Annotated in this window: 23 protein-coding genes; 13 read left to right on the forward strand and 10 right to left on the reverse strand. The window is 73.1% G+C overall.

Annotated features, from left to right (window positions below; translation table 11 throughout):
- Positions 1-326 precede the first annotated feature (326 nt).
- Together O7605_RS26300 and O7605_RS26305 are read left to right on the forward strand one after the other, a co-directional pair.
- Positions 327-914, forward strand: coding sequence for a hypothetical protein (locus O7605_RS26300; protein WP_269741658.1), 588 nt, complete (start codon positions 327-329; stop codon positions 912-914).
- Positions 915-1,057: 143 nt separating this feature from the next.
- Positions 1,058-2,338 (forward strand): lycopene cyclase family protein, encoded by a 1,281-nt coding sequence (locus O7605_RS26305; protein ID WP_269741659.1) that lies wholly within the window; start codon positions 1,058-1,060, stop codon positions 2,336-2,338.
- Here the strand turns inward: O7605_RS26305 and O7605_RS26310 are convergent.
- The gene (locus tag O7605_RS26310; protein ID WP_269741660.1) at positions 2,321-2,878 is read right to left on the reverse strand and encodes a GNAT family N-acetyltransferase; all 558 of its coding nucleotides are present in this window, start codon (positions 2,876-2,878) and stop codon (positions 2,321-2,323) included. The two genes, O7605_RS26305 and O7605_RS26310, sit on opposite strands and share 18 nt — an antisense overlap.
- A gap of 74 nt (positions 2,879-2,952) precedes the next feature.
- Here O7605_RS26310 and rnhA point away from each other — a divergent pair, with 74 nt between their 5' ends.
- Positions 2,953-3,432, forward strand: a complete 480-nt coding sequence (gene rnhA / locus O7605_RS26315) for a ribonuclease HI (protein WP_269741661.1) — start codon at positions 2,953-2,955, stop codon at positions 3,430-3,432.
- A 112-nt stretch (positions 3,433-3,544) separates the two neighbouring features.
- On the opposite strand, the gene O7605_RS26320 is transcribed toward rnhA, so the two are convergent.
- Entirely contained in the window at positions 3,545-4,411 is an 867-nt protein-coding gene (locus O7605_RS26320) for a pentapeptide repeat-containing protein (protein ID WP_269741662.1), read from the reverse strand.
- Between the two features lie 154 nt (positions 4,412-4,565).
- Here O7605_RS26320 and O7605_RS26325 point away from each other — a divergent pair, with 154 nt between their 5' ends.
- The 5 genes from O7605_RS26325 (at position 4,566) to O7605_RS26345 (ending at position 11,532) form a co-directional block, all read left to right on the forward strand.
- On the forward strand, positions 4,566-7,355 hold the full coding sequence (locus tag O7605_RS26325; protein ID WP_269741663.1) for a WD40/YVTN/BNR-like repeat-containing protein: 2,790 nt from the start codon (positions 4,566-4,568) through the stop codon (positions 7,353-7,355).
- Between the two features lie 25 nt (positions 7,356-7,380).
- Positions 7,381-8,232 carry a carbohydrate ABC transporter permease gene (locus O7605_RS26330; RefSeq protein ID WP_443083967.1) on the forward strand — a complete coding sequence of 284 codons (852 nt, stop codon included), beginning with the start codon at positions 7,381-7,383 and terminating at the stop codon, positions 8,230-8,232.
- Positions 8,229-9,560 (forward strand): ABC transporter substrate-binding protein, encoded by a 1,332-nt coding sequence (locus O7605_RS26335; protein WP_443083968.1) that lies wholly within the window; start codon positions 8,229-8,231, stop codon positions 9,558-9,560. Before O7605_RS26330 ends, O7605_RS26335 begins: the two co-directional genes overlap by 4 nt.
- Positions 9,557-10,591, forward strand: coding sequence for an ABC transporter ATP-binding protein (locus O7605_RS26340; RefSeq protein ID WP_269741664.1), 1,035 nt, complete (start codon positions 9,557-9,559; stop codon positions 10,589-10,591). The genes O7605_RS26335 and O7605_RS26340 overlap by 4 nt, the downstream gene beginning before the upstream one ends.
- Before the next feature lie 71 nt (positions 10,592-10,662).
- Positions 10,663-11,532 (forward strand): carbohydrate ABC transporter permease, encoded by an 870-nt coding sequence (locus tag O7605_RS26345; protein ID WP_269742753.1) that lies wholly within the window; start codon positions 10,663-10,665, stop codon positions 11,530-11,532.
- Here the strand turns inward: O7605_RS26345 and O7605_RS26350 are convergent.
- Positions 11,498-12,049, reverse strand: a complete 552-nt coding sequence (locus O7605_RS26350; RefSeq protein ID WP_269741665.1) for a DUF1772 domain-containing protein — start codon at positions 12,047-12,049, stop codon at positions 11,498-11,500. The two genes, O7605_RS26345 and O7605_RS26350, sit on opposite strands and share 35 nt — an antisense overlap.
- A gap of 349 nt (positions 12,050-12,398) precedes the next feature.
- A complete protein-coding gene (locus O7605_RS26355; RefSeq protein ID WP_269741666.1) occupies positions 12,399-14,051 on the reverse strand; it encodes an LLM class flavin-dependent oxidoreductase in 1,653 nt (550 codons plus the stop codon).
- A 107-nt stretch (positions 14,052-14,158) separates the two neighbouring features.
- Here O7605_RS26355 and O7605_RS26360 point away from each other — a divergent pair, with 107 nt between their 5' ends.
- Positions 14,159-14,695 carry a MarR family winged helix-turn-helix transcriptional regulator gene (locus tag O7605_RS26360; protein WP_269741667.1) on the forward strand — a complete coding sequence of 179 codons (537 nt, stop codon included), beginning with the start codon at positions 14,159-14,161 and terminating at the stop codon, positions 14,693-14,695.
- A gap of 94 nt (positions 14,696-14,789) precedes the next feature.
- Positions 14,790-15,392: an MBL fold metallo-hydrolase gene (locus O7605_RS26365; protein WP_269741668.1), complete on the forward strand. Its 603-nt coding sequence runs from the start codon at positions 14,790-14,792 to the stop codon at positions 15,390-15,392.
- A 112-nt stretch (positions 15,393-15,504) separates the two neighbouring features.
- On the opposite strand, the gene O7605_RS26370 is transcribed toward O7605_RS26365, so the two are convergent.
- Together O7605_RS26370 and O7605_RS26375 are read right to left on the reverse strand one after the other, a co-directional pair.
- Complete coding sequence (locus O7605_RS26370) at positions 15,505-16,197, reverse strand: B3/B4 domain-containing protein (protein WP_269741669.1); 693 nt, start codon at positions 16,195-16,197, stop codon at positions 15,505-15,507.
- 18 nt (positions 16,198-16,215) lie between these two features.
- A complete protein-coding gene (locus O7605_RS26375; protein ID WP_269741670.1) occupies positions 16,216-16,827 on the reverse strand; it encodes a LysE family translocator in 612 nt (203 codons plus the stop codon).
- A 58-nt stretch (positions 16,828-16,885) separates the two neighbouring features.
- Between O7605_RS26375 and pdxR the strand changes: the two genes are divergently transcribed.
- Positions 16,886-18,433 carry a MocR-like pyridoxine biosynthesis transcription factor PdxR gene (pdxR, locus tag O7605_RS26380; protein ID WP_269741671.1) on the forward strand — a complete coding sequence of 516 codons (1,548 nt, stop codon included), beginning with the start codon at positions 16,886-16,888 and terminating at the stop codon, positions 18,431-18,433.
- A gap of 9 nt (positions 18,434-18,442) precedes the next feature.
- On the opposite strand, the gene O7605_RS26385 is transcribed toward pdxR, so the two are convergent.
- Genes O7605_RS26385 through O7605_RS26400 form a run of 4 tightly spaced genes read right to left on the reverse strand, consistent with a single transcriptional unit; the run spans position 18,443 to position 24,520 of the window.
- Positions 18,443-20,827, reverse strand: coding sequence for a tetratricopeptide repeat protein (locus O7605_RS26385; RefSeq protein ID WP_269741672.1), 2,385 nt, complete (start codon positions 20,825-20,827; stop codon positions 18,443-18,445).
- Positions 20,824-22,587: an ABC transporter permease gene (locus O7605_RS26390; RefSeq protein WP_269741673.1), complete on the reverse strand. Its 1,764-nt coding sequence runs from the start codon at positions 22,585-22,587 to the stop codon at positions 20,824-20,826. Before O7605_RS26390 ends, O7605_RS26385 begins: the two co-directional genes overlap by 4 nt.
- Positions 22,584-23,861 (reverse strand): extracellular solute-binding protein, encoded by a 1,278-nt coding sequence (locus O7605_RS26395; protein ID WP_269741674.1) that lies wholly within the window; start codon positions 23,859-23,861, stop codon positions 22,584-22,586. The genes O7605_RS26390 and O7605_RS26395 overlap by 4 nt, the downstream gene beginning before the upstream one ends.
- The gene (locus O7605_RS26400; protein WP_269741675.1) at positions 23,858-24,520 is read right to left on the reverse strand and encodes an ATP-binding cassette domain-containing protein; all 663 of its coding nucleotides are present in this window, start codon (positions 24,518-24,520) and stop codon (positions 23,858-23,860) included. Before O7605_RS26400 ends, O7605_RS26395 begins: the two co-directional genes overlap by 4 nt.
- A gap of 90 nt (positions 24,521-24,610) precedes the next feature.
- On the opposite strand from O7605_RS26400, the gene O7605_RS26405 reads away from it, so the two are divergent.
- Complete coding sequence (locus tag O7605_RS26405; RefSeq protein WP_269741676.1) at positions 24,611-25,261, forward strand: phosphotransferase; 651 nt, start codon at positions 24,611-24,613, stop codon at positions 25,259-25,261.
- Positions 25,262-25,324: 63 nt separating this feature from the next.
- A complete protein-coding gene (locus O7605_RS26410) occupies positions 25,325-26,806 on the forward strand; it encodes a flavin-containing monooxygenase (protein WP_269741677.1) in 1,482 nt (493 codons plus the stop codon).

The following is a 26,806-nucleotide window of genomic DNA, read 5'->3' on the forward strand; positions in this document are numbered from 1 at the left end:
GGCGGACACTGCCCGGATGTGCCGGGTGTCCGGTTTCCGGGTTCCGTCGGCCGGTTGAGGGCGGAATCGCGCGGGAGGCGGGGGCGTTGTAGACGGGTGAACGGCCGAGGAAGACGCCGCCCGCCGAGGGTGGGTGCGGGCCCCCGGGAATGATGGCGGGCCGGCGGTCGTTGGACATGGTCCCGGCGACGCGAAGCGGCCCTGAGGCCCCGCGCCCCGGAGGATCGAGAACCTTCCCCCTTTTCTGGCGCCTTTCTGGTGCTTGCGTACGCCTGACCGATCCCCCTTGGTGTGGGTGTGCGTCGACCCCCGAATGGAGCTTTGTGATGAACACGATGCTGCGTAAGAGCGTGCTGGGTGTCGCGGGTCTGGCCTTCACCGGTGGTCTGTTCGCCGGTCCGGTGGCCGCCCACGCCGACACCACCCCGGTCACCAGCAACCCGGTCGCGGCGGTGCAGGCCGACAAGCCGGACACCAGCAAGCTGCTGCCGCACGGCGTGCCGAGCAACCAGTCGCACGTCGACCTGAACGACGAGCAGATCGACAACGTCAAGGCGATCATCGCGGCGACGAAGAAGGCTGGCATGGACGAGCGTGCCGCGGTGGTGTCGATCGCGACCGCGTTGCAGGAGTCGAAGCTGGAGAACCTGGGTCACCTGGGTGACCGCAACGACCACGACTCGCAGGGCCTGTTCCAGCAGCGCCCGTCGAGCGGCTGGGGCACGGTGGAGCAGATCACCGACCCCGAGTACTCGACCCTGGCGTTCCTGAAGGGTTTGAAGCAGGTCGACGGCTGGCAGGACATGCCGCTGACCCAGGCCGCGCAGACCGTGCAGGTCTCGGCCTACCCCGACCACTACGCCCAGTGGGAACAGCAGGCCGCCGACCTCGTCGCCCAGCACTGGACCAGCTGACAACCACCAGCTGACCACCACGAACATTCCTCCACAGGGGGGAGCAGAAAGCCGCCGGCCGGCACCCGAACCCGGGTGCCGGCCAGCGGGCTTTCGGCGTCCGGAGGGCGGGGAACGGCCCTGCGCCTTCGGCAAGCCTGACGATGTGGCAGCGTGATCGGATGGACTCCTGGCCCGTCGACGTCGATCTCGCCCTGGTCGGTGGGGGTGGTGCGGCGTCGCTGGTGCTGGCCGCGTTGGCCCGCCACCGGGTACGCGACGTGCGGATCGCGGTCGTCGATCCGGTGCACCGACGTGGGCAGGACCGCACCTGGGCGTTCTGGGGCCGGTCCGGCAACGACCTGGACGAGCTGCTCAGCGCCAGTTGGTCACGGGTCGAGGTGGTCACGCCGGACGCGCATCGCGCACTGGACCTGACCCCCCTGCGGTACGCGATGCTGCGTTCCGGCCCGATCTACGCCCGGGCCGCCGAGGCGGAGCGGCAGCTGGGCGTGACCCGCATCGCCGCCGCCGCCGGTCGGGTCGACGACGACGGTGACCGGGTGCTGGTGCGTGCCGTCGACGGTAGACCGCTGCTGCGGGCCCGCTGGCTGCTGGACTCCCGACCACGGCCACCTCGGCGACCCGGGCGCACCAACTGGTTGCAGCACTTCCGGGGTTGGTGGTTGACGGCGGACCGGCCGGTCTTCGACCCGGCGCGGGCCGTGCTCATGGACTTCCGTACCCCGCAGCCGGCCCGGGGTGTCTCCTTCGGCTACGTGCTGCCCGTCGACAGCCGGTACGCGCTCGTCGAGTACACCGAGTTCTCGCCCGACCTGCTGACCGCAGCGGCGTACGACACGGCCCTGGCCGGCTACCGCGACCTGCTCGGCCTCGATGCGGCCCGGCTCACCGTGACCGAGGTCGAGAACGGTGTCATCCCGATGACCGACGGTCCGTTCGTGGCCCGACCCTCGCCCCGGGTGGTGCGGCTCGGCACGGGCGGTGGTGCCACCCGACCCTCGACCGGCTTCACCTTCTCGGCGATGCACCGTCAGGCCGAACAGGTGGCCCGGGCGGTCGCCGCCGGCCGGCCGCCGGTGCCGGCACCCGCGTACCCCGGCCGGCACCGGTGGATGGACGCGGTGGCCTTGCGCGCGCTCGACGGTGGTCTGGTGAACGGGCCGGAGTTCTTCGGCCGCCTCTTCGACCGCAACCCGGCCAGTCGGGTGCTGCGCTTCCTCGACGGTGACACCAGCCTCGCCGAGGACTTGGCGGTGATGCGCTCCACCCGCCTGCGACCGATGGTCACCGCCACCGTCGCCGACGCCGCAGCTCGGGTCCGTGATCGGAGCGCGCCGTCGCGCCGACCGGCCTGGACCGTGCCGCCGCCGGTCGTCGGCTCCGCGCCGCCGGGCGTCGAGCGGTCAGGCTCGGATCGGTAGCGGCCGGGTCAGGATCGGCAGCCGGTCGGACCCGGCCCGCGACCCGGCAGCGAGGGCGTGCAGGTGCTCGCCGTCGAGCCGCAGCACGTCCAACTCGTCAAGGGTGCGGGCGTGCAGTTTCCGGTAGAAGCGCAGAGCAGGGTCGTTGGTGCGCAACACCCACCACTCCAGGCGGCCGCAGCCGCGCTCCACGGCCAGCCGCGCCAGGTGCGTCAGCAACGCCTGGCCGACGCCGCCGCCCCGATGCTCCGGCCGGACGTACAGATCGTCCAGGTGGATGCCGGGCCGACCGACGACGGTGCTGTAGGTCGAGTAGTAGAGCGCGAAGCCGACCGGCTCACCGTCGACCGAAGCCACCACCGCCTCGGCGACCGGCCGTGGCCCGAACAGCGCTCGCAGCACGTCCGCCGGCTCGGCGGTGACCTCTTCGGCATAGCCTTCGGCCACGGTCAGCTCGACGATGAAGCGGTGCAGCAACTCGGCGTCGTCCGGCTCCGCCGGGCGGATCGCCAGACGCGTGTCAGTAACGAGTTCGCTCACTGGCCAGACCTTACTGGAACCGGCACCTGCGCGGTGCCCGCCGGCAGCCAGCGTGGCCTCGGTAGATTCTCCCCATGGTGGACGAGGCGGCCGGCCGGGTGGTGCGGATCTGGACCGACGGGGCGTGCAGCGGCAACCCCGGCCCGGGTGGCTGGGGTGCGGTGCTGCGCTACGGCTCCCACGAGCGTGAGCTGCGCGGCGGGGAGGCGAGCCCCACCACGAACAACCGGATGGAGCTGACCGCCGCCATCGAGGCGCTGGAGAGCCTGACCCGCCCGGCCACCGTCGAGCTGCACACCGACAGCACGTACGTGCGCAACGGCATCACCAGCTGGCTGGCGTCCTGGAAACGCAACGGTTGGCTGACCGCCGCCAGGCAGCCCGTGAAGAACGCCGACCTGTGGCAGCGGCTGGAGGCGGCCTGCGCCCGGCACCAGATCACCTGGCTGTGGGTGAAGGGGCACAACGGGCACCCGGAGAACGAGCGGGCCGACGCCCTGGCCAACCAGGGCATGACCGAGGCCCGGACCGCTGCCGCCTCCGGTGGTCGCTGACCGGCCAGGCAGCGGATCGCTTCCCGGGCAGGTGCCGGGCGTGACCGGACCGGACACGTGGTGGTCGCCGTTGGCGGGGTCGAGCGGGCCGGGGAAGCGACCCGGCACCGGGTCAGCGGCGCCGGCCGCGCCGCACCGTTCTCGTCGGGGCGAGCGGCAGGTGCGACCAGTGGGCCGGGCGGCTGATCCGCTCCGGCAAGCGGGTCCGCGGGTCGCCCCGGGCGGCGTCGACCTGCGACCGGTGCAGGAAGAGGGCTTCGGACAGGTCGGCTGCGCGCACGTCCGCCCCGCGCAGGTCCGCGCCGGTCAGGTCGGCCCGGGTCAGGTCCACCCCGCGCAGGTCGGCGCCGACCAGCACCGCACCACGCAGGTTCGCGCCACGCAGGGTGGTGCGGCGCAGGTCGCGGCCGACCAGCGTGGCACCGCGCAGGTCGGCGCCGGCTCCGCCCCGGGCGCGGGCCAACTCGGCGGTACGCGAGAGCAGCGGGTTGACCGCAGCCCGATGCGTGTCGACGTCGGTGGCGAGCAGCGTTTCCGGGTCGCCGCCGGTCAACCGCTCAGTCTCGGCGAGCGCGGCTGCCAGCCCCGCCCGCAGGTCGGCTGGGGGACTCAGCCGCAGCGCTTCGGTGAGCAACCACAGCAGCTCGTGCAGCGGGCGCATGACCGCGAACACGTCGAACATCTGCCCGGCTCGTCGCGGCTCGTCGCGCCAGTTCAGCCCGCCGAAGGTGACCTGGGCGACCCGCTGACCCGCACCGAAGCAGTCGAAGACGGCGCAGCCGGGGAAACCCCGTTCCCGTAGCCCGGCGTGGATGGTGCAGCCGAAGTCCGTCCCCAGGTTGCGGCACGGCTGGCCGGCGGGCTTGTCGAGGGCGAAGTCCGCCGACGCGGCGAAGGCGGGGGCGACACAGCACAGGCCGAAGCAGCGGGCACAGTCGGCCCGCAACTCGGCGCCCGTCGGCCCACCCTCCTCCGACATCCGATCCGTTCCTCCGCGCGGCGGTTGGATAACGTCTAACAGCTCTATTGCCTGTGGTGGATCCCTCTGACATATTCCTGCGTGGACGCTGCCAGCGACGGTCGCCAATCCGGATGCCGAGCTGCGGTGACGCCGTCATGCCGGAGGAACCCTCGTGAAGCGTAGACGTCGCCATCTTCTTGTCGGCCTGGCGGTCGGTGCCCTCGTGGCGTCGACCGGCCTGGTCGGAATCCACTACGCCGGCGCCGAGGTGCCGACACCCGTCGCGGTCGGCGGGGAGATGCCCAACGCCCTCGGTGCCCACCTGGAGCGGCTGCGCCGCGCCGTTCCGGGCGACAGCGGCATGTCTCCGGACGGACCCGGTGGGGCCGCCCAGCAGGCGTTCCTGGAGCGGGCCTACCCCGCGGACGCGATCACCATCGCCCAGCTGGACCGGTCGAAGGCGGCCTTCACGGCGGCCGACAAGCGGTTCAGGGGCAGCCGGCAGTGGACGAACGTCGGCCCGAGCGAGGCGCTCTACCCGTTCACCGAGTACCGCAACGCCTTCAACTACGTACCCAACGAGTACGTCGCCGGTGGCCGGGTCACCTCGATTGACATCAGCCCGGACTGCTCGAAGCTGCTCTGCCGGGCGTACGTGACCCCGGCCGGTGGCGGTGTCTGGGGCACCCTGAACATCCTCGCCGCCGAACCGAAGTGGTTCTACCTGGGTGGCCCGCTGGGCATCAACGCGGCCGGCGCGGTGACCATCGACCGCAACGACCGCACCGGCCTGACCATCTACGTCGGCACCGGCGAGGCCAACACCTGCGGCTCCGGCTGCGTCGCCGGCGTGGGCCTGTACCGGTCGACCAACGGTGGCCTGACCTGGTCCGGCCCGCTCGGCAAGGACGCGCTCGGCGGCAAGGGCATCGGTGAGATCACCATCAAGCCCGGCGACCCCAAGACGCTCTACGTGGCGACCACCACGGCGCTGCGCGGCATGTCCAGCTCCTGCTGCACCGGGGTCACCCGGCCGGTGCCGGACGCCGAGAAGTGGGGCCTGTACAAGTCCACCAACGGCGGCAAGAGCTGGAAGTTCATCCACAACGGCTCGGCCGACGCCACGGCCTGCACCGGCAGCGCCGCCGAGTACAACAACACGGCCACCTGCTCGCCGCGCGGCGTACGCCAGGTCAAGCTCGACCCGCGCGACGCCGACATCGTCTACGCCTCCTCCTACGGGCGGGGGGTGTGGCGCTCGTCCGACGCCGGAGCGACCTGGACGCAGATCAAGCCGTCGCTCAACCCGGCGATGTTCCAGACCCGCCCGGCGATCGACGTGACCGCCCTGCCCGGCGGCAAGACCCGGATGTACGTCTACGAGGGCAACACCGGCACCCCGTACTCACGGCTGTTCCGCAGCGACGACGTGGCCGCCGGCACTCCGACGTTCACCGACCTGACCAGCTCCAACCCGGCCGACCCGGGCTTCGCCACCTACAACCAGTGCACCGGACAGTGCTGGTACGACGTGTTCGTGCACACCCCGGCGGGACACCCCGACATCGTCTACACCGGCGGCTCCTACCTGTACGGCGAGACGGTGGCCAACAAGCGGGCCGTGATCATGTCCACCGACGCCGGGGTCAGCGGCACCGACATGACCTACGACGGCACCGACGAGCTGCACCCCAACGGTCTGCACCCCGACCAGCACGACCTGGTCACCAACCCGCGTAACCCGTACCAGTTCTTCGAGGCCAACGACGGCGGCGTGATGCGCTCCAGCGGTGAGTTCGTGGACCGCTCGTCCTGGTGCGACAACCCGGACCGGAACCTGACCACGCAGGCCCAGCGGGACCGCTGCCGGCAGATGCTGTCGAAGATCCCGTCGAAGCTGGACGGCGTCAACAAGGGGATGAACACCCTCCAGTTCATCAGCCTCTCGGCCAGCCCGCACGACGTCAACCTGTTGCAGGGCGGCACCCAGGACAACGGCACCTGGGAGAACAAGGGCCAGCGGCAACGCTGGGTCAACACGATGATCGGTGACGGCGGAGCCTCCGGCTGGGACGTCGCCCGCCCCGAGTTCCGGTTCCACACCTACTACGACGTCTCTCCCGAGGTGAGCTTCGCCAACGGTGACATCGCGAGCTGGATCTGGACCGCCGACCCCATCTACGGCCAGCCGGGCAGCCTGTTCTACGCCCCGGTGATCAGCGACCCGAAGGTCAGCGGCACCATGTTCGCCGGCACCGGCCGGACGGCGTACCGCACCAAGACCTTCGGTCTGGGCGACCGCACACTGGCCGAGGCCGACCGGATCTGCAACTCCTGGACCGGCACCTACGAGGAGGACTGCGGTGACTGGGAGCCGCTGGGCACCACCAACCTGACCGATGCCGGCTGGGGCGACCGGGCCGGCGGCGCGGTGTCGGTGATCCAGCGGGTCGACTCGGACAGCTCCACCGCCTGGGCGGCCACCAGCACCGGCCGGGTCTTCGTCAGCCGCAACGTCGACGCCGAGCCGGCCGCCGCGGTGACCTGGACCCGGGTGGACAGCGCCACCAGCCCGAACCGCTTCGTCACCAGCATCCACATCGACCCGGCGAACCCGGACCGGGCGTGGATTTCCTACAGCGGGTACGGCTCGAACACGCCGACCACCCCCGGTCACGCCTTCGAGGTGACGGCCACGGCCGACGGGGCGACCTGGAGCGACCGGTCGTACGACTTCGGCGACCAGCCGATCACCGACCTGGTCCGCGACGACGTCACCGGCGACCTGTACGCCTCCACCGACTTCGGGGTGCTGCTGCTGCCCAAGGGCAAGAAATCCTGGACCAAGGCGGCCCGTGGCATGCCGAACGTCGAGGTGGCCGGGCTGACCATCGTGCCCGGCGAGCGGATCCTCTACGCTGCCTCGCACGGCCTCGGAGCCTGGAAGATGACGTTGAGGTAGGGACACGATCATCGGCACAACACTGGTGAGGGGCCGCGCTCGCGGCCCCTCACCGCTGCCCGAGCGGGCCGCCCGGCTGGGGCGTACCCTCGGCGCGGCCTTCGTCCTGCTGGTCTTCGTCCCGCCGCTGCTGCTGCTGGTCTCCGGCTCCCTCACCGAGCCCGGGCTACCGCCGTCGCCGACGCCGCAGTTGGTGCCCGACCCGCTCTCCACCACCGGCTACGAGCGCGCCGTCGACCTCGGCGGTCTGCTGCGCGCCTCGCTCAACTCGGTGCTCGTCGCGGTGCTGGCGGTGCCGCTGAGCGTGCTGGTCGCCGCACTGGCCGGCTTCGCGTTGGCCCGGATCGCCCCACGCGCCACCACCGTCGTGGTGGCCGCCTCGCTCGTCGCGCTGATGGTGCCGGCGACCGCCCTGCTGGTGCCCCGCTTCGCGATCTTCCGGCTGCTCGGGCTGACCGACACCCTCGTACCCCTGATCGCCCCGGCGCTGCTGGGCACCTCGCCGCTCTACGTCCTGGTCTACTACCTGGCCTTCCGCGCGCTACCGGCCGACCTGTACGACGCCTGCCTGGTGGAGGACCTGTCGCCGCTGCGGACCTGGTGGCGGGTTGCGCTGCCGCTGGTGCGGCCGGTGACCGCCGGGCTCACCGCGTTGACCTTCGTGCTGACCTGGTCGAACTTCCTCGATCCGCTGATCTACGTCTACGACCGCGAGCTGTTCACCCTGCCGCTGGCGTTGCGGTCCTTGTCCCTGCTGGACCCGACCAACTTTCCCGTCTTCCTGGCCGGGGCGGTGATCGCCACGGTGCCCGCGCTCGTGGTCTTCGCGCTGGCACAGCGGCGCTTCCTGCGCCACGACGACCGAGCCGAGGGATGACCATCGTGCGAATCAGATCCCTGTCCGCTCTCGCGGTGAGCGCCCTGCTCGCCCTCACCGGCTGCGGTTCCGGCGGCGGGTCGTCGGCCGGCGACCCGGTCAGGCTGCTGGTGTTCGGCGCTCCGGAGGAGTTGGGCGCGTACCGCACCCTCGCCGAGGCGTACCAGCGGGCCCGCACCGGTGAGCGGATCCAGCTGATCGAGGCCAGTGACCGCAAGGACCTGCTGGCCCGGCTCGCCACCTCGGTGGCCGGCGGCGCGCCGCCGGATCTGTTCCTGATGAACTACCGCTTCTACGGCCAGTTCGCCGCCAAGGGGGTGGTGGAGCCGCTCGACGAGCGGATCGCCGCCTCGTCGGTGCTCGACCCGGCCGACTATTACCCGGTGGCGATGGAGGCGTTCCGGTGGGGCGGTGCCCAGCTGTGCCTGCCGCAGAACGTCTCCAGCCTCGCCGTCTACTACAACCGCACCCTGTTCAACAGGTACGCGGTGCCCGAGCCGACGGCCGGTTGGACCTGGAACGACCTCGTCTCCACCGCCACCCTGATGACCCGCGACGACCGAGGGCTGGTGATCAAGGGTACCGAGGCCGAGGGCGCCGCTCGGCTGCCGGCCGTGCACGGCCTCGGCGTGGAGCCGTCGATCATCCGGCTGGCCCCGCTGGTCTGGTCCAACGGCGGTGAGATCGTCGACAACCCCGACCGGCCGACCCGGCTCACCCTGGACAGCCCGGCCGCCCGGGAGGCGCTGCGGAACCTGATCGACCTGCGGCAGGCGTACGGGGTGGTGCCCAGCGACGCCGAGGTGGAGGGGGAGGACGACGAGTCGCGTTTCCTCAACGGCCGGCTCGCCATGCTGATGACCTCCCGCCGGGCCACCACCAACTTCCGCACCATCACCGGCTTCGAGTGGGACGTCGCACCACTGCCGGTCTACCGGCAGCCGGTCGGGGTGCTGCACTCCGACGCGTACTGCATGACCCGGGGGTCGCGGAACAAGGACGCCGCGTGGCGGTTCATGGAGTACGCGATGGGGGAGGAGGGACAGCGGATCATCGCCGCGACCGGGCGTACCGTGCCGTCGCACATGGGGGTCTCCCGCTCTCCGGCGTTCCTGGACCCGGATCAGCCGCCCCGCAACTCGCAGGTCTTCCTCGACGCCATCCCCACCGTCCGGGCGCTGCCGACCGTCTCCACCTGGCCGGAGATCGAGGACCTCAGCTACGGCATCCTGGAGAACGCCGTGCACCGTGGCGACAAGATCGACGACGTGATCCGGGAGCTGGACACCAAGAGCCGGCCGATGTTCGCCCGAGGGGAGAATGGGTGAGCGGCGGGCTCGTGCTCGACGGGGTCAGCGCCGCCTATCGCGACACCACCGTGCTGCACGAGGTGGACCTCACCGTCGCCCGGGGTGAGCTGCTGGTGGTGCTCGGCCCCTCCGGCGCCGGCAAGTCGACGGTGCTGCGGGTGGTCGCCGGGCTGGAACCGGTCACCGCGGGTCGGGTCCGCATCGCCGATCGCGACGTCACCGACGAGCGGCCCGGCCGGCGCAACGTGTCGATGGTCTTCCAGTCGTACGCCCTGTTCCCGCACCTGACCGTGGTCGAGAACATCGCCTTCGGGCTGGAGGTCCGCGACACCCCGCGCCGGCTGGCCCGCGACCGCGCCCGGGCGGCGGCCGAGACGGTGGGCTGCGCCGGGCTGCTCGACCGCCGGCCCGGGCAGCTCTCCGGCGGGGAACGCCAACGGGTCGCCCTGGCCCGGGCACTGGTCCGCGAACCGGACGTGTTCCTGCTCGACGAGCCGCTGTCCAACCTGGACCTGGCGTTGCGCGCCGAGATGCGGACCGAGCTGCGGGCCCTGCACGACCGGCTCGGGGCGACCATGGTGCACGTCACCCACGACCAGACCGAGGCGCTGGTGCTCGCCGACCGGATCGCGGTGCTGCGGGACGGGCGGGTCGAGCAGGTGGGCACCCCGGACGAGATCTGGCGCACCCCGGCGAGTAGCTTCGTGGCCCGGTTCGTCGGCTCACCGGCGATGAACCTGCTGCCGGCCGACGGCCCGCTGCGACCGCGCGGCGACGCGCCGACGCTGGGGGAGGAGCCGTTGGAGATCGGGTTCCGACCCGAGGCGGTCACTCTCGACGCGGCCGAGGGCACCCCGGCCACCGTCGACCGGGTCGAGGTGATCGGCGAGGACGCCTTCGCGTACCTGCGCCTCACCGCCGGGCACCAGGTGGTCGCCCGGATGCCGGCCGCCCGCCGGCCCGAGCGGGGCGCGACCGTACGCCTCGACGTGCGATGGGCCGACACGCACCTGTTCCACGCCAGCACCGGCCGTCGGTACCAGCCGTGAGCGCCGGCGACGCGGCGCCGGGGCGGCGAGCGGCCCGGCCGGACACCCGGGCGCGGCGGCAGTTGGCGTTGATGCTGACGCCCTACCTGATCGGGCTGGTCGGGCTGGTCCTGGTGCCCGCCCTGGTCACGCTCGGCATGTCGGTCACCGACTACGACCTGCTGCGCCCGCCGACCTGGGCCGGACTGGACAACTTCGCCGCCCTGCTGGACGACCCGATCTTCCGCGTGGCGCTGCTCAACTCGGTGGTCTTCGCCCTCGTCGCGGTGCCGCTGCGGGTGCTGCTGGCGTTGGGCCTGGCGTTGCTGCTGCACCGCCGGGCGGCCGGAGTCGGCACCGCCCGCACCGCCGCGCTGCTGCCCACCGCCGTGCCCGAGATCGCGTACGGCCTGCTCTGGCTGTGGCTGTTCAACCCGTTGTACGGGCCGATCAACCAACTGCTGCGGGTCGGCGGGGAGAACGGGCTGACCGTGCTGGGGCGTACCCCGCCGCAGTGGTTGACCGACCCGACGAGTGCCCGCGCCGGGATCATCCTGATGAGCCTGTTCACCATGGGGGAGACCTTCGTGGTGCTGCTGGCCGCCCGGCGGGCGCTGCCCCGCGACGTGTACGAGATGGCTGCCATCGAGGACGCCACCGGCTGGGACGTCTTCCGCCGGATCACCCTGCCGCTGCTGGCGCCGGTGCTCGCCCTGCTGGCCGTCCGCGACGCGGTGGCCAGCCTGCACTTCACCTTCGTGCCGGCGTTCGTGGTGACCGACGGCGGCCCCCCGCCGTACGCCACCACCTACCTGTCGCTGTTCGTCTACCAGACCGGGTTCGAGTACCTGCGGTACGGCTACGCGGCGGCGGCGACCCTGGTGATGATGTTGCTGACCGTCGCCGCGGTGCTGGTCCAGTGGCGGCTCATCCGCCGCTACCGTCGCTTCTACCAGGTGTGACGGTGCTGCCGGTCGACCGCGGCCCCGAGGAGGTACGGGCCCACCGCAGCAGCGCGGTGAAGGCCAGCGCGGCGGTCACCGCGCCACCGGCGAGCCGCACCCGGTGCCCGGCGACGAACTCCTCCGCCACCTGGCGCAGGTACTGCGGTGAGTGGGTGCCCACCGGGTCGACGAACATGATCTCGTTGCGCGGCCAGAAGAAGACGACCGAGAACAGGAACTCACACGCGACGAAGACCATCGTCGCGGCGGCCACCCACCACCGCAGCCGGTGATCACGCCAGGTGAGCACCGTGGTGGCGACGCCGAGCAGCACCACCGAGGCCCCCAGCGGCGGGAAGTAGTCGCTCGGGCCGCTGACCGTCAGGAAGTCTCGGGCGCGCTCCAGCGACGCCGGGGCGTCGTGGAAGATGTTCGGGTAGAGCATCACGGTCTCGGCCGCCACGCCGCCGAACGACATCATCGCCGCCCAGGTCAGCGCGACCAGCCCGAGCCAGGTCAATCTGCTGCGGGACACCGCTTCTCCCACCGTTTCGGCGCCCGTGCGGGCGCGCTCGGTCCGTTGCGGTGTGAACGGTAGGTCGGTGACGGTGAGCCATCTGCCGTCTGACGGCGCGGATGAGGATCGCCTCTCGACGTACGCCAGCCGCCGTCCGACCCGTCGGTGGGCGATGCCGCTGTCGCGTGACGGCCCCCGCCGGTTCCTCGGGTTCACCCATACCCCGCGGGGCGTCCTTCCCGGCGGATCCCCATGTATGCCCGCTGTCGACCTGACCCGTCCGTGCTATCGCCACCGATCCGGATGTGCCGTCAGCTCGACAGGTTCGCCGGACCCACCACCCGCCCCAGCCGCGCCGAGCGCGACGTCAGTGCGCGCCGAGGCGGGCGATCGGCTCGACCAGTTCGCGTTCCTCGTAGGACAGGTGGGACAGCAGCGTGTCGCTGAGCAGGTCCACCGCCGCCCGCAGGTCGGCCATCCCGTCCGGGGTGGCCACGAAGGCGACGAGCGCCCGGTCGACGCCCTCCAGCACGTCGTGGATGGCGTGGTGTTCCTCCTCGAGCCGGTCGATGACCGGTGCAAGTCGCGGGTCGGCCCGTCGCAGGTGCGGGAAGAGCGACCGGTCCTCGATCGTGTGGTGGGTGGTCACCACCCGGCAGTACGACTCGCAGTAGGTGCCCAACGTCCACTTGTTCTGCCGCATGGTCATCGTGTTGATGTGCGACCGGGCCGTGCCCACGTCGATCAGACCGGCCGCGACTTGCTCGATCAGGTCGTGGATCTGGGCCAACTCGGCCCGCAGACCGTCGTGCACGTCGATCAGGTGCTGTGCGCCGGCCTGGTCGTGCGCTGTGTAGGTGCGCTGCGGGTCCGGGGCCGGTCCGGCCGGTCGGGCCGCTTCGTCCCACACCCGCACCTCGCTGCGGCGTACGCCGTCGTCCGGCGTCGGCACCACGGCGAACGGAGCCGCGCCGACAGTGGTCGGACGTGCGGTCGGGCCGGCCGACGTGCTGCTGCGTGTGCCGCTGGTGGTGACGGCCCGGTCGGTCGCGGTGCGGGTCCGGTCGGCCGGGGCGCCGGTCGGGTCGGTCGCGGTGTGGCCCTGCCCGGCCGGGACACCGGTCGGCGGGGCGGCGCGCTCGGCGGCGACAAGTTCCCGGGTGGCCGGTGCCACCTCGGCGGCGAACCGCCGTAGGTCGTCCGGATCGTCGCTGGCCAGGATGAACGTGCTGATTCCCTCGGTCAGCGCAAGGCCGGCGAGTTCCTCGGCCCACTGCTCGGCCGGACCGTTGAGCGGGCCGCTCCCGGTGGCCGCGAACCGTCCGTTGACGTTGAGCAGCCGGCGCACGTCGGTCGGGGAGCGCCCGGCGTCGGTGGCGGCCTCGTCGATGATGGCGTTGCCCCGGGCCAGGTCGCCGGGTTGCAGGTAGGCCAGGGAGGGCAGCCAGCCGTCGGCCCGCCGCCCGGTCAACGCCAGCATGCGCGGCTTGTACGCGCCGAGCCAGATGCCGATGTCGTGGGCGGGGGCGGGCCCGCGCTTGGCGCCCATCGCCCGGTGGAACTCGCCGTCGACGCGAACTCCGCCGCGGGCGTCGACATCCCAGATCTGGCGGATGATCTCGATCGCCTCCTCGAGGGCGCGCACCCCCTGCCCGGGGGAGAGGCGTCGGCCACCCATCGCCTCGATCGCGTCCCAGAACGCGCCGGCACCGAGCCCGAGTTCTATCCGGCCGGCGGCGAGCAGGTCGAGGCTGGCCACGCTCCGGGCGAGCACGGCGGGCGGGCGCAGCGGCAGGTTCGTGACGTTGGCGGACAGCCGTACCCGTTCGGTGCGGGCGGCGACGAAACTGAGCAGTGTCCAGGTGTCCAGGAACGCCGGCTGGTAGGGATGGTCCTGGAACGTCACCAGGTCGAGCCCGACCTGCTCGGAGAGCATGGCCAGGCCGACCGGCCGCATCGGGTCGGCGTTGCCGGGCGTGAGAAACGACCCGAAGGTCAGTGGGTGCCCGTAGTCGCTCATCTCGGCCGTCCTCCCGATCCCGCGGCGCCGCTCGCCGCAGGAAAAATGTTATGTCGTACAGAACATCATCGCACAAGAAAATATGTGACCTACGCTATCGTGGAGTGATGAGCGGTGCCCGGGGCAGCGACCCGATCAACGACGACTTCGGTTGGATGCTCGGCGTCGTCTTCCGCGCCTACGTCCGCGCCGCCGACCACGCGGTCGGTGACCTACCCGGCGGACCGCGCGGATACCAGGTGCTCACCTCGGCCGACCGGGAACCGGCCCGCAACCAGGGCGCGATCGCCGAGGAGCTGGGCATCGACCGCACCGTCCTGACGTACCTGATCGACGACCTGGAGCAGGGCGGGCTGGTGGTCCGCCGACCCGACCCGGCGGACCGGCGCAGCCGCCTGGTCACCCTCACCGAGACCGGCCGGGCGGCCGCGCGGCACCGGCGCGAAGCCCTCGACGCGGTCGAGTCGCGGCTGCTGCGGGAGCTGTCGCCGGAACAGGCCGGCACCCTGCGGGCTCTGCTGCGCCGGGTGGCCTGCGCGGCGCAGGCGGTCGACCCGCTCACCGACCTGTGCCAGGCGGTCGAGGCGGCGGCGGAGCGGCCGCCCACCGGACGCGCCGCACGGCGGCGTCCGACCCCGACCTGACGCAGCACGTCACCGGCGCGTCGGCCGGCGACAGCACGACCCGCGCCGAGCGGGCGGCACCCGGCGGCGGGCTCCGCGGCGTACCGTCCCGAAAATGCGGATCACGAAGTACACGCACTCCTGCGTCCGGCTCGAACACGACGGCGTCGTGCTGGTCATCGACCCGGGCACCTGGAGCGAACCGCGGGCACTGGTCGGCGCGGACGCCGTTCTGGTCAGCCACGAGCACACCGACCACATCGACGTGCTCCGGCTCGCCGGCCTCGGCGTACCGGTCTTCGCGCCGGAGGGCGCCGCCCTGCCGGACCTGGCGCCGCTACCGGTGACCCGGGTGCGGGCGGGGCAGCGGTTCACCGCCGCCGGCCTCGAGGTCACCGCGGTCGGTGGGCGGCACGCCACCATCCACGCAGGGCAGCCCGACTGCCCGAACCTCGGCTACCTCGTGGCCGACGCGGTCTACCACCCGGGCGACTCGCTGGCCCCACCGGACCGGCCGGTGCGGACCCTGCTGGTGCCGGCGCAGGCGTCCTGGCTGAAGCTGACCGAGGCGATCGACTTCGCGGTCGAGGTCGGTGCGGCCGAGGTCCTGCCGATCCACGACGCCCAGCTCAACGAGCGTGGCCTGGCCAGCGTCAACGGCTGGTTCGGCGAGACCGTGCCGGGCTACCGCTATCTCGCGCCGGGCGAGAGCCGCTGATCCGTGCGGACCGAGGTCCGCAGACGGCCGCCCCGTACCGGCCGTCTGCGGACCTACCCGCGGCGCCGGCCGCTGCCTGAACTCGGCTCGACCGCGAGCCTCGACACCGGCCCTACGCCTCGAACCGAGGCTCGGACGGGGTCAGCACGCTGGTGTGTGCCGAGACGCCCCAGCCGTGCCGCAACCCGGCGGCGAGCGCGTCGAGCATCGCCGGCACGTCGCGGTCCGCCGCCTGGTGCATCGCCTCGACCACCACCAGCACGGTGCGGGTGTCGTCACGTACCGCCGACCACCCGCTCTGCCGACTGGTCCACCGTCGCGCGTGTGCCCGGCCGGCCGAATCCGCGAAGATCACTTCACCGGGCTCGGGGTGCTCCTCGACCCCGCCGAAGGTCAGGTAGCGTTCGTCGCCCCGGGCCTGCCGTACCTCGATGCCGTCGCCACACCGGTCGACGTCGAAGATCCCCACCGGCACGGCGTACGCGGCCGAGACGGCGTTGCCGAGATCCACGAGCGGGTGCACCCTCGGCAGGTCACCTGAGGTGCGCAGCCGCCGCAGCAGCGACTCCGCCGCGCACCGGTACCTCGTCGGAGCCAGACCCATCCGCGCGAACGTCCGTCGCCACGCCTGGATCTCCGGCAACGCCGCCTCGGTGGTCCCGTCGAGCCTGCGGCGGGCCATACCGACCAACTCGGCCAGCGGCAGGTCGGCACCGGGGTTCCCGGCGACGCCCTCGGCGTACAGCACACCGGCGACGAGCGTGGGGTGCTGCGCCCACAGCTGTGGTGAGTGCTGGAAGAACATCTCCGGCTCCTCGTCCGCTCACGCCTCGGCGCGGGCCAGCAGCAGCCCGAGCCCCAGGAACGATCCGGCGAAGCACCGGCGCAGCCAGTCGGCCACCCGGGGGCGGTCGAGCACCCGCCGGCGTACCGCGGCGGCGCAGAGTCCGTAGCCGACGAAGACCACAAGCGTCGTGGCCGTGAAGACCGCCCCCAGGCCGAGCATCCGGGCCAGCGCACCCGGACTGCCGGGCTGGACGAACTGGGGCAGGAACGCCACGAAGAAGATCGTCAGCTTCGGGTTGAGCAGGTTCATCGCCACCGCCGAGCCGATGATCCGGCTGGCCGGCCGGGCGGGGCCGCTGCCGTCGACGGTGAAGGCGCCCCGTTCGCGTACCGTCGCCACCGCCAGCCAGAGCAGGTAGCCCACGCCCAGGTACTTGACCAGGTCGAAGGCGAGCGCACTGGAGTGCAGCAACGCGGCGAGCCCGGTCACCGCCGCCACCAGGTGCGGCAGGGTGGCCAACGTGCCGCTCAGGGCGGCGAGCAGGGCGGCCCGGTGCCCACCGGTCAAGCCGGCGGAGAGGGTGAACAGCACCCCGGCTCCCGGGGTCGCGACCACCATGAGCGTGGTCAGCAGGAATGCGACGGTCACGTGAACTGCTCCTTGGTCGGCTATGGTTCACCACCACCCTGCCGCCGACAATGGTCCGATGAGCAGTGCCAAAACCGTGCCCGCCGACAGGTCCATAACGGCCGGCGGTGACCCTGGCCGGACGTCGCCTCCGGTGCCGGAACCGAGCTTGAACGCCGGGGCGGACTTTCTGCACCTGGACGTCGGCCAGGCACCGCCGGGTGGCCGGGCCACCTGGCTGGCCGACCGGCTACGCCGGGCGATCGCCGACGGAGTGGTTCCCATCGGATCCCGACTGCCGGCCAGCCGGACCCTCGCGGCGGACCTGGGGGTGTCCCGGGGCGTGGTGGTCGAGGCGTACCAGCGTCTGATGGAGGACGGGCATGTCGCCGGCCGGGGCCGGGCCGGCACGGTGGTCGTGGCCAGCGCCCTCACGGTGACGACCTCGGCAGCCGCGCCGCCGAATGCCGCGCCGCCGGCCCGGGAGGCCGATCCGGCAGCCGTGTTCCGGTCCGCACCGGCCACCGACGTCTTCGACACGGTACGCACCATCCCGGCCCGCATCGACCTCACGCCCGGCGTACCCGACCTGGCGGCGTTTCCCCGGGCGGCGTGGATGCGTGCCGAGAAGGCGGTACTCGGCCGGCTGGTCGCCGCCGACCTCGGCTACGGTGACCCGTGCGGGACGCCGACCCTGCGCCGGGCCGTCGCCGGATGGCTCGCCCGCAGCCGGGGCATCGGCGTCGACCCGGCCGAGGTCATCATCACCACCGGCGTCTCACAGGCGCTCGGCCTGCTGGCCCAGGCGCTGCGCGCCGACGGCGTGAGCACCGTCGGCGTGGAGGACCCCGGCTCGCTCGGCGTCCGTCAGCATCTCGACAACTGGCTGACCACCGTGCCGATCCCGGTGGACGCCGCCGGGGTGCGGGTGGACGAGTTGGCAGCCAGTGGCGTGCCGGCGGTGATGCTCACCCCGGCGCACCAGTTTCCGACCGGCGCGGTGCTCGACGGCGAACGGCGCCGCCAGCTCGCCGCCTGGACCCGGACGGGCGGCCTGGTCATCGAGGACGACTACGACGCCGAGCATCGCTACGACCGTCCGCCGGTGCCCGCGCTGCGGGCCACCCTGCCCGAGCGGGTGTGCTACGCCGGCAGCGTGTCGAAGCTGCTCGCCCCGGCGTTGCGGATCGGCTGGCTGCTGGTGCCCCGTCGATACCGGGAGGCGGTGGTGGCGGCCAAACGCAACGCCGACCTGGGAAACGCCGTCCTGCCCCAACTCGTGCTCGCCGAGCTGATCACCTCCGGAGCGTTCGAACGGCAACTGCGGCTGCTGCGCCAACGCCACGTACGCCGCCGGGACGCGATGACCGCCGCCCTGGCCCGTCACCTGCCGGAGGCCACCGTGCACGGCGCGGCGGCCGGGCTGCACCTGATGGTCACCCTCGACGGCGATGTGGTCGACACGGAACTCGCCGCCGCGGCGCTGGCGCGTGGGGTGAAGGTGCAGCCGCTGTCCTGGCACTGCCTGCGGCCCTATCGCCCCGGCCTGGTGCTCGGCTACGCGGCCAACACCGCGTCGGCCATCGACGCGGGGATCGCGACCGTCGCCGCCGTGCGGCGGGGGTAGCCGCCGTCGTCACCCCGGGCGCGACTCGGCCGAGCGCTCACCGCCCAGCCGGGCGTCGGCCGCCCGCTGACCATCCTCGTCCCCGGCCACCTCGCAGATCGCCGCCGCGTCCGCCCAGCGCCCACGGGCCTCCTCGTCGTCGCCGAGCGTCGCCGCCGCGTCGCCCAGATGCAACAGCGTCCGGCCCAACCCGGCGTCCGGGCGGCCACCCTCGCGCAACCGCCGGCTCTCGGCCAACAGCTCGTACGCCTGACCGGCCTGCCCCGGTGTCACGCCGAGCAGTGCCACGCCCGCGTTGAGCAGCGCCACCGCCCGGTTGGTCGGGTCACCGAGCGACTCGTACTCGCGCAGCGCGGCCCGCCACGCCTGCGCCGCGTCGAGGTGCTCGCCCATCGCCGAGTGGACCAGCACCAGGTTCGTCAACGCCGCCGCGTAGCCACGGGCGTCGCCGAGCGAACGGAACGAGTTCGCGGCCCGGACCAGCAGGTCGTGCGCGGTGTCCAGCTCGTACCGCGCCAGCCTCGCCGCACCCAGGCCGAGATCGCTGAGCGCCTGGCCGGCGCGGTCGGCGCCGGACCGGTGCCGCCGCGACAGCTCCAGGTGCTCCACCGCCTCGTCGGTGCGACCCAGGTCGAGCAGGGCCAGCCCGAGATTCATCCGCGCCTGGGCGGTGCCCCGGCGGCCCTGCCCGGCGACCGCCAGGCTGAGCGCGGCCACCGCGCCGTACGGGTCGTGCCGGCGACGACGCAGCACGCCCAGCTCGTTGTGGGCCCAGCCGGCGATCTCCGGCCGGTCCTGGGCGGTGGGGTTGGCCAGCACCGTGCGGCAGACGTCCTCCCATTCGTCGAGCCGCTCGGTGTGGGCGAGCCAGCCGCACAGCGCCACGGCCAGCCGGAACCACCAGTTCCGCACCCGGCGCGGCAGCGTCTCCACCGCGCCGGCCGGCACCTTCACCACCGCCAGCAGCAGCTCCTGGTGCAGGTCCAGCCAGCCGTACGGATCATCGTCGGGCAGTCGCTGGTCACGGTCCAGCGCGCCGGCCGCCAGGGCGGCCACCTGCTGTTCGGCCCGGCGGGCCAGATGCCGGGTCAGCCGCGCCTGCACGGTGACCCGCCGGCGCACCGGCTCGGTGTCCCGCAGGTGCATCCGGGCGTACCCGGCGAGCAACGGACGGACCTCGTACCGGTCTCCCGGCGCGCCGACGACGAAGGCGCCGTCGGCCAGCTCGTCCAGCAGGGTGGCGACCCGGGAGGGCCGGCGTCCGGCGAGCGCGGCGATGGTCGCCCGGTCCAGCGGCACCCGGCTCAGCGACAGCAACCGCCACAGCCGGCGCGCCTCGTCGGTGAGCGCGTGGTACGCGGTGTCGCGGGCGGTGACCAGCCCCGTCACCGGTGACACGCCCACCCGCTGGTGCGGAGGTGTGTCGGCGGCACGGCGCAGCGCGTGCAGCACGTCGGCGGGCCGCCACCCGTGCTGCGCGCTGCGCCGTCCCAGCTCGGTCACCACGCGCGGCTGCCGTCCGGACAACTCGACGATGGCCCGTACCGCCGGGTCGGTGCGCGGGTCCGGGCGGTGCGGACGCGCCGACGCGGTGGCCGTCCCCGCGTCGGCGAACATCTCCACCGCGTCGTCGAGATCCGGCTCGGCCAGCCAGTACGCCACCACGCCGTCGACCGCAGCGAGCCGACCGGTGCCGGCCAGCAGCAACCGGCAGTCCCGGGCGGTGGGTGGCAGCAGCGGCCGGACCTGCGCCGGTTCGTCCACGTTGTCGAGCACCAGCAGCACCTTGCGACCGTCCAACTGGCCGCGCAGTTCGTCGGCGGCGTCGGCGAGGTCGTCCGGTCGGCCGGACCGCGGTGCCCGGGTGCCGACGATGCGGGCCAGGGCGGCGAGCACCTCCCGGGGTGAGCGGGCCCGGCCGCCCCGGCGCACGTCGAGGTAGTACTGCCCGTCGGGGAAGTCCGCCCGGCTCAGGTTCGCCGCCTGGATCGCGCACCAGGACGTACCGACGGCACGCCGGCCCACCACCGCCACCGCGTGTTCCGGGGCGAGCAGGGCCACCACCGCCTCCGCCTGCCCCCGCCGACCGGTGTACCCGGCCGGCCAGGGCAACGTCGGTGCGCCGCTACCCGACCGGGCCTCGGCCTCCGCACCGGCCAGCAGGTGCTCGCGTTGCCGCCGCCGCCACTCCACCAGAAACGACGCGGCCACCCCGAGCGCGGCCAGGCCCAGGCTCGCCGAGCCGAGGACGGTCAACGACAACGCGGAGACCAGGTTGCCGGTGACGTTGCCGAGGACCGCACTGATCCCGGCACCGACCACCCCACCGGCGGCCAGCAGCGCGCTGAACAGGCGTGACCGCCGGTCGGCCCGCCGTGGTGGCGGCCCGCTCACCGCACACCCCCGGCGACCAGGCCGGCGACGACCTGCCGGCGTGCCAGCACGAACACCAGCACCGGCAGGATCGAGGCGAGCACGCAGCCGGCGGCGAGCGGCCCGCTGCCGGCCACGAAACCACGGGTCTGCCAGGCGAGAAACAACCCCAGGGGCGCGGCGTCCGGCCCGCTGAACAGCAGACCCACCACCAGGTCGTTCCACACCTGGACGAACTCCAGCACGGCCACCGCCACCAGGGCGGTGCGGTTGTGCCGGGCCAGTCGGCGCAACGTGCCCCACCAGTGCCACCCGCCGATCCGGGCGCCACGGAGCTGATCGGCGGGCAGGTCGGCGAAGGCGTTGCGCAGCACCAGCACGGCGAACGGGACCCCCAGGGCGATGTGCACCAGGGCCACCCCCCGAGCCGTGCCGGAGGACAGCGCCAGTCCGAGCACCTCGTTGAGCGGCCCGGCGATCACCTGCACGGGGACCACCACCGCGGCCATCAGCACCAGGCCGGTGACCTGGGCGGCCGGCCCGGTCAGCCAGGCCAGCGGGTACGCGGCGAGCAGCGCGACCCCCAGCACCGCGGCGGTGACGACGGTGGCCAGGACCAGCGTGAAACCGAGACTGCGCCACAGCTCGGCACCGCCGAGCACGGCCCGGTAGGAGTCCAGCCCCGGCGGGCCGGACCACCAGCCGCCGGTGGCCGCCCCGACCGGATTCTGCGACGAGGTGGCCGCCAGCACCCCCAGCGGCAGCAGCCACGCGATCGCCGCACCGGCGGCGAGCAACCGGACCAGTCGGCGCGGTGGCGGCACGGTCACGGCGCTGCCCGCCGGCTGCTGCGGCGGCGGCCACGCCTGCCGGACGAACAGGGCCACCACCAGCATGCCGGCGGTCACCGCGACCAGCCAGACGACTCCCAGGGCGGCACCCTCGCCGGTGGTCGTCGCACCGGAGGTCTGCCAGATCCGCACCGACAGCACCGCCGCCTCGTCGCGCACCGAACCCGGCGTCATCACCAGGATCAGGTCGAACGTCCGGCTGGTGCCGACGGCGACCAGGGCGAAGACCACCGCGACGGTACGCAGCAGCAGCGGTCGCCACTGCGCGTCCCAGAGCACGTCGCGGCGGCTGCCCCCGAAGGCGCGGACCGCGTCCACCAGCCCGGTCGGCACCGCGTCGAGCGCGGCCCGGAACACCAGCATCGCCAGCCCGACCCAGGCCCACACGAACGCCGACATCACCGCCACCGTGACCAGGTCCGGTCCGAGCAGTTGCGGCAGCTGCTCCGGGCTCCGTCCGGTCGCCCAGGTCAGCAACCGGGTGGCCAGCCCGCGTCCGGGGTCGGGGTCGTACAGCAGCCGGAAGGTCACCCCGGTGACCACGAGCGGCAGCGCGGTCGGCACCACCAGGATGAGCCGGACCAGCCAACCCTCCTGGGAACGCCGGGAGGCCGCGGCGAGCAGATAGCCCAGGAGCGTGACCACTGTCGGCACCAGCAGCGCCCACAGCAGGGTCCGCCCGATCACGGCCGCGGTGCCGGGAGCGGCGAGGGCGGCCCGGTAGTGGTCGACACCCACCCAGCGGCCCTCGGTGGTGACGCTGGCGTGCATGGTGCGCAGCACCGGCCAGGCCAGCAGGCCGCCGAGCAGCAGCACCGCCGGTGTCAGCAGCGCCCAACCGACGCCCGCCGCCGGGTAGGCGCGGCCACGTCGGGGTGGCCCGACGTCGTCGAGCACCGCCAGTCCACCCAGCAGCGGGCCCCGGCTCACCTGCCGCCCCCCGCCACCCGGGCCGCCTCGGCGAGCTGCCCGGTGGCCCGGCGGACCGCCTCCCGGGCAGGCACCCCGTCGGTCACGTCCATGAAGAAGTCCTGCATGATCCGCCAGATGCCCACCCCGTCGGTGCCGGTGAAGGTGCCGGGCAGCTGGTCGGAGAGGTCGAACCGCACGACGTTGGCGGCACGCAGCTCACCGGCGAGGCGTCGACGCAACGGGTCGCGGTAACTGTCCACCGGCACGGCGAGGTTGGGGGAGAGATAACCTCCCGCGTCCAGCCACGGCAGGAAGGCCACCGCGTCGCTGAGCCAGCGCACCAGCTCCGCACCGCCGTCGGAGCCGGCGAACGCCACCGCCGCGTCACCGCCGACGATCAGCGGTTGATCGGCCAGCCGGGCACCGGGGAAGCGGAAGGTGGCCGGCGGTTCGGTGCCACGGCGGAACCGGGCGACCACCGCGTCGACGAAGTCGGCCCCGAACACCATGATCGCCTCACGGTGGTGCACCACCTGGATGACCGACTCCTCGAACTGGGTGAGCAGGGCCCGCCGTCCGCCGCCCGGGAAGGCCCCCGCCACACTCCACAACTCGGCGAGCCGGTCCAGCGCGTACGCCACCGGTCGGCCGCGCCAGTCGGCCTCACCACGGGCCAACGCCTCGTACTGGTCCACGCCGCCGACGGCGGCGAGCACGTTCTCGAACCAGTCGGTGAGCACCCAGCCGTCGGCGGCACCGATCGCCAGCGGGGCCGGCCCCGCACCCGCCCGGTGCCGTTGCCCGAGCTGACGGGTCACGGTGACCAGCGCGTCCCAGGACCTCGGCGGTTCGGCCAGCATCGACGGAAAGTGCCAGCACAGCGATTTGTGCGCCGCCTTGACCCAGACGCCGTAGCGGCGCCCGCCGACGCTGAGCAGGTCACCCATGCCGGCCGGGGCGGTGTAGCTGACCGCCGGGCTCACCTCGTCCAGCCAGCCCCGCCGGGCGTACTCGACCACCAGACCTGGGCGGGGCAGGATCGCCACGTCGGGACTGGTGCCCGCGGCGCGGCGCGCGGTCAGGAACGCGTCGATGTCGTTGCCCACGCCGACCACCTGCACGGTCGCCGGATAGCCGACGACCACCTCGCGGAACCGGGCCAGTTCACCGCCGGCCCAGACCACCGCCACCTGCACCGATCGGCGGCCCTGCCCGCAACCTCCGGTCACGGCGGCCGTGGCCGCGGCGGCGGCGCCGAGCAGCGTACGGCGGCGCAACCCGAGCCCGGTCATGCCCGCACCGCCGGACGGGCCGGACCGGGCGGGCGGTCGTGACCGACCGGCACCCGGGTGCTCACGCCGGCCAGCACCTCCTCGTCGGCCGAGCAGAGCAGCACCGTCACGCCCGGGTCGTCCGGTGGGGCCGCCCGGTCGAGCAGCTCCGGCAGACGCACCCCGTCGATCGGGGTCGGCAGGTCGACCACCAGCACCTCGGGCAGACAGGCCATGGCCCGGGCGAGCGCGACCCGGAACCGTTGCGCCTCGGACAGCAGGTGCGGGCGAAGTCCCAGGGTCGGGGTGAGTTCGAGCCGGTCGACCAGGAGGGCCGCCCAGCTCTCGGCGACGTCGCGCACCCACCGGCGACGGCGCTGACCGTAGGAGATGTTGCGCCCGACCGTGAGGTGGGGCAGCAGGGCCCCGCCGGCCGGCACGTACCCGATGCGGCGGCGCAACGGAGGCAGGTCGGTGACGTCGCGACCGCCGACCAGGACCTGCCCGGTGACCGGTGCGGCCAGCCCGGCCACCACCCGCGCCACGGCGGTGGCCGGCCGGGGTGGGGCGACCACGGCAGCCGTCGCGCCGACGGCCACCTCGACGTCGAGCGGCGACATGTCCGGCACGGCAACCAGGTTGAGCGTGCGTAACGTGACCATCACCTCCGGCGGTCTCACCCTCACCCCAGCCTGTCACAGGGGAACCACGCTCAGTGCTCGGCCCGCCGTCCATCATGGCCCTGGACACCGCCGGTTACCCTGCCGCCCATGGCAGCGTCGACTCCCTTCGCCGCCGGTCGCGACGCCGACGTCTACGCCCTGGACGACCGCCGGGTGCTGCGCCGCTACCGCGACGGCACCGCCGTGGCCGGCGAGGCCCGGTTCATGTCGCACCTGCACGCCGCCGCGTTCCCGGTGCCCCGGGTGTACCTGGCCGCCGGTGCGGACCTGGTCCTGCAGCGGGTGACCGGACCGACGATGCTCCAGGCGCTGACGGCGGGCACGATCGAGGTGGCTGCGGGCGCCGGCATCCTCGCCGAACTGCACCGTCGACTGCACGCCATCGCGCCGCTGCCCGGCGCCCCGGACGGCGAGCGCATCCTGCACCTGGACCTGCACCCGGACAACGTCATCCTCGGCCCGGCCGGCCCGGTGCTGCTCGACTGGCGCAACGTCCGGCACGGTCCACCCGGACTGGACGTGGCGATGACCGCCCTGATCCTCGCCCAGGTCGCCGTCGACCCGGATCAGCCGATGGCGGCGGGCGCCGACGAGATGCAGCGTGCCTACCGGTACGCGCTGCGCGACCACGCCGCTCCGCTGGTCGCCGAGGCCGTGGCCATCCGGCGGGCCAACCCCACCCAGACCTCGACCGAACTCGCGCTGCTCGACGCGGCGGCGTCCCTGCTCACCGCGTGACCCGGGAACCCGCCAGCCGCAGGCGATAGGGTTTCGATCAGCACTGGGCGGGCGGGAGACGAGATGACCCCTGAGCATGTCGACGTGCTCATCGTCGGCGCTGGTCTGTCCGGCATCGGAGCCGCCTGCCACCTCCGGCGTCGTCACCCGGGCCGAACCTTCGCGCTGGTCGAGGCGCGTGACGCGATCGGCGGCACCTGGGACCTGTTCCGCTACCCGGGCGTGCGGTCGGACTCGGACATGTTCACCCTCGGCTACTCGTTCGCGCCGTGGACGGCCCCGAAGAGCCTGGCCGACGGCGACACCATCCGGGACTACCTGCGTCGGACCGCCGACGAGCACGGCGTCACCCGGCACATCCGGCTCCGGCACCGGGTGCGGTGGGCCGAATGGGACAGCCACCAGGCCCGCTGGACGGTGCACGTCCACCGCGAGGACACCACCGAGACCGTGGTGATGACCTGCTCGTTCCTGTACGCCTGCACCGGCTACTACCGGTACGAGGCCGGCCACACGCCGCACTTCACCGGGCAGGACCGGTTCACCGGCCGGATCGTGCACCCGCAGCACTGGCCCGCCGACCTCGACCTCACCGGTTGCCGGGTGGTGGTGATCGGCAGCGGCGCCACCGCCGTGACGCTGGTGCCGGCGCTGGCCCGACAGGCGGCCCGGGTGACCATGCTGCAACGCTCGCCGACGTACCTGCTGGCGCTGTCGTCCCGCGACCGGATCGCCGACGCGCTGCGGCGGCTGCTGCCGGCGCGCCTGGCGCACCAGACCGTGCGCTGGAAGAACATCCTGCTCGCCACGGCCAACTATCAGCTCAGCCGGCGCGCCCCCGGCCTGGTACGCGGGCTGCTGCGCCGCGCGGCCGCCCGCCGGCTGCCCGCCGGCTTCGACGTCGAACGCCACCTGACCCCCCGCTACGACCCGTGGGACCAGCGGCTGTGCGTGGTTCCGGACGGCGACCTGTTCACCGTGCTCTCCGACGGGCGGGCCGAGATCGTCACCGACACCGTGGCGACCTTCACCGCTCAGGGCATCCGGCTCGCCTCCGGTCGGGAACTGCCCGCCGACGTGGTGGTCACCGCCACCGGGCTGGACCTGCTCGCCCTCGGCGGGATGACGCTGCGGGTGGACGGGACGGACGTGGATCTGCCGGAGACCGTCGCGTACCAGGGCATGATGCTCTCCGGGGTGCCGAACTTCGCCATGACGATCGGCTACACCAACGCCTCCTGGACCCTCAAGGCCGACCTGGTGGCCGGCTACGTGTGCCGGCTGTTGCGTCACCTGGACCGCACCGGAACCCAGATCGTCACCCCGCTCGCCCCGCCACCGGGGCCGCGTACCCCGTTGATCGGCCTCACCTCCGGGTACGTGCGGCGCGGCGCCGGGAAACTGCCCCGCCAGGGCACCCGGGCACCCTGGCGGCTGCACCAGAACTACCTGCGCGACCTGCTGCCCATGCGGTACGGACGGCTGACCGACGCCACCATCCGGTTCGACCGGGCCGGCACCCCGCGAAGTTCCGTCGACGCGTAG

Origin of the sequence: Verrucosispora sp. WMMA2121 (assembly GCF_027460185.1) — a bacterium.
Classification (GTDB): domain Bacteria; phylum Actinomycetota; class Actinomycetes; order Mycobacteriales; family Micromonosporaceae; genus Micromonospora; species Micromonospora palythoicola.

Coding starts and splice junctions, on each gene's coding strand:
- O7605_RS26370 (WP_269741669.1), bottom strand. CDS start 16,197: ATGTTCTTCCAGCACTCACCACAGCTGTGGGCGCAGCACCCCACGCTC.
- O7605_RS26345 (WP_269742753.1), top strand. CDS start 10,663: ATGCTGACGCCCTACCTGATCGGGCTGGTCGGGCTGGTCCTGGTGCCC.
- O7605_RS26320 (WP_269741662.1), bottom strand. CDS start 4,411: ATGTCGGAGGAGGGTGGGCCGACGGGCGCCGAGTTGCGGGCCGACTGT.
- O7605_RS26335 (WP_443083968.1), top strand. CDS start 8,229: ATGACCATCGTGCGAATCAGATCCCTGTCCGCTCTCGCGGTGAGCGCC.
- O7605_RS26360 (WP_269741667.1), top strand. CDS start 14,159: ATGAGCGGTGCCCGGGGCAGCGACCCGATCAACGACGACTTCGGTTGG.
- O7605_RS26300 (WP_269741658.1), top strand. CDS start 327: ATGAACACGATGCTGCGTAAGAGCGTGCTGGGTGTCGCGGGTCTGGCC.
- rnhA (WP_269741661.1), top strand. CDS start 2,953: ATGGTGGACGAGGCGGCCGGCCGGGTGGTGCGGATCTGGACCGACGGG.
- O7605_RS26365 (WP_269741668.1), top strand. CDS start 14,790: ATGCGGATCACGAAGTACACGCACTCCTGCGTCCGGCTCGAACACGAC.
- O7605_RS26410 (WP_269741677.1), top strand. CDS start 25,325: ATGACCCCTGAGCATGTCGACGTGCTCATCGTCGGCGCTGGTCTGTCC.
- O7605_RS26305 (WP_269741659.1), top strand. CDS start 1,058: ATGTGGCAGCGTGATCGGATGGACTCCTGGCCCGTCGACGTCGATCTC.
- O7605_RS26405 (WP_269741676.1), top strand. CDS start 24,611: ATGGCAGCGTCGACTCCCTTCGCCGCCGGTCGCGACGCCGACGTCTAC.
- O7605_RS26395 (WP_269741674.1), bottom strand. CDS start 23,861: ATGACCGGGCTCGGGTTGCGCCGCCGTACGCTGCTCGGCGCCGCCGCC.
- pdxR (WP_269741671.1), top strand. CDS start 16,886: ATGAGCAGTGCCAAAACCGTGCCCGCCGACAGGTCCATAACGGCCGGC.
- O7605_RS26355 (WP_269741666.1), bottom strand. CDS start 14,051: ATGAGCGACTACGGGCACCCACTGACCTTCGGGTCGTTTCTCACGCCC.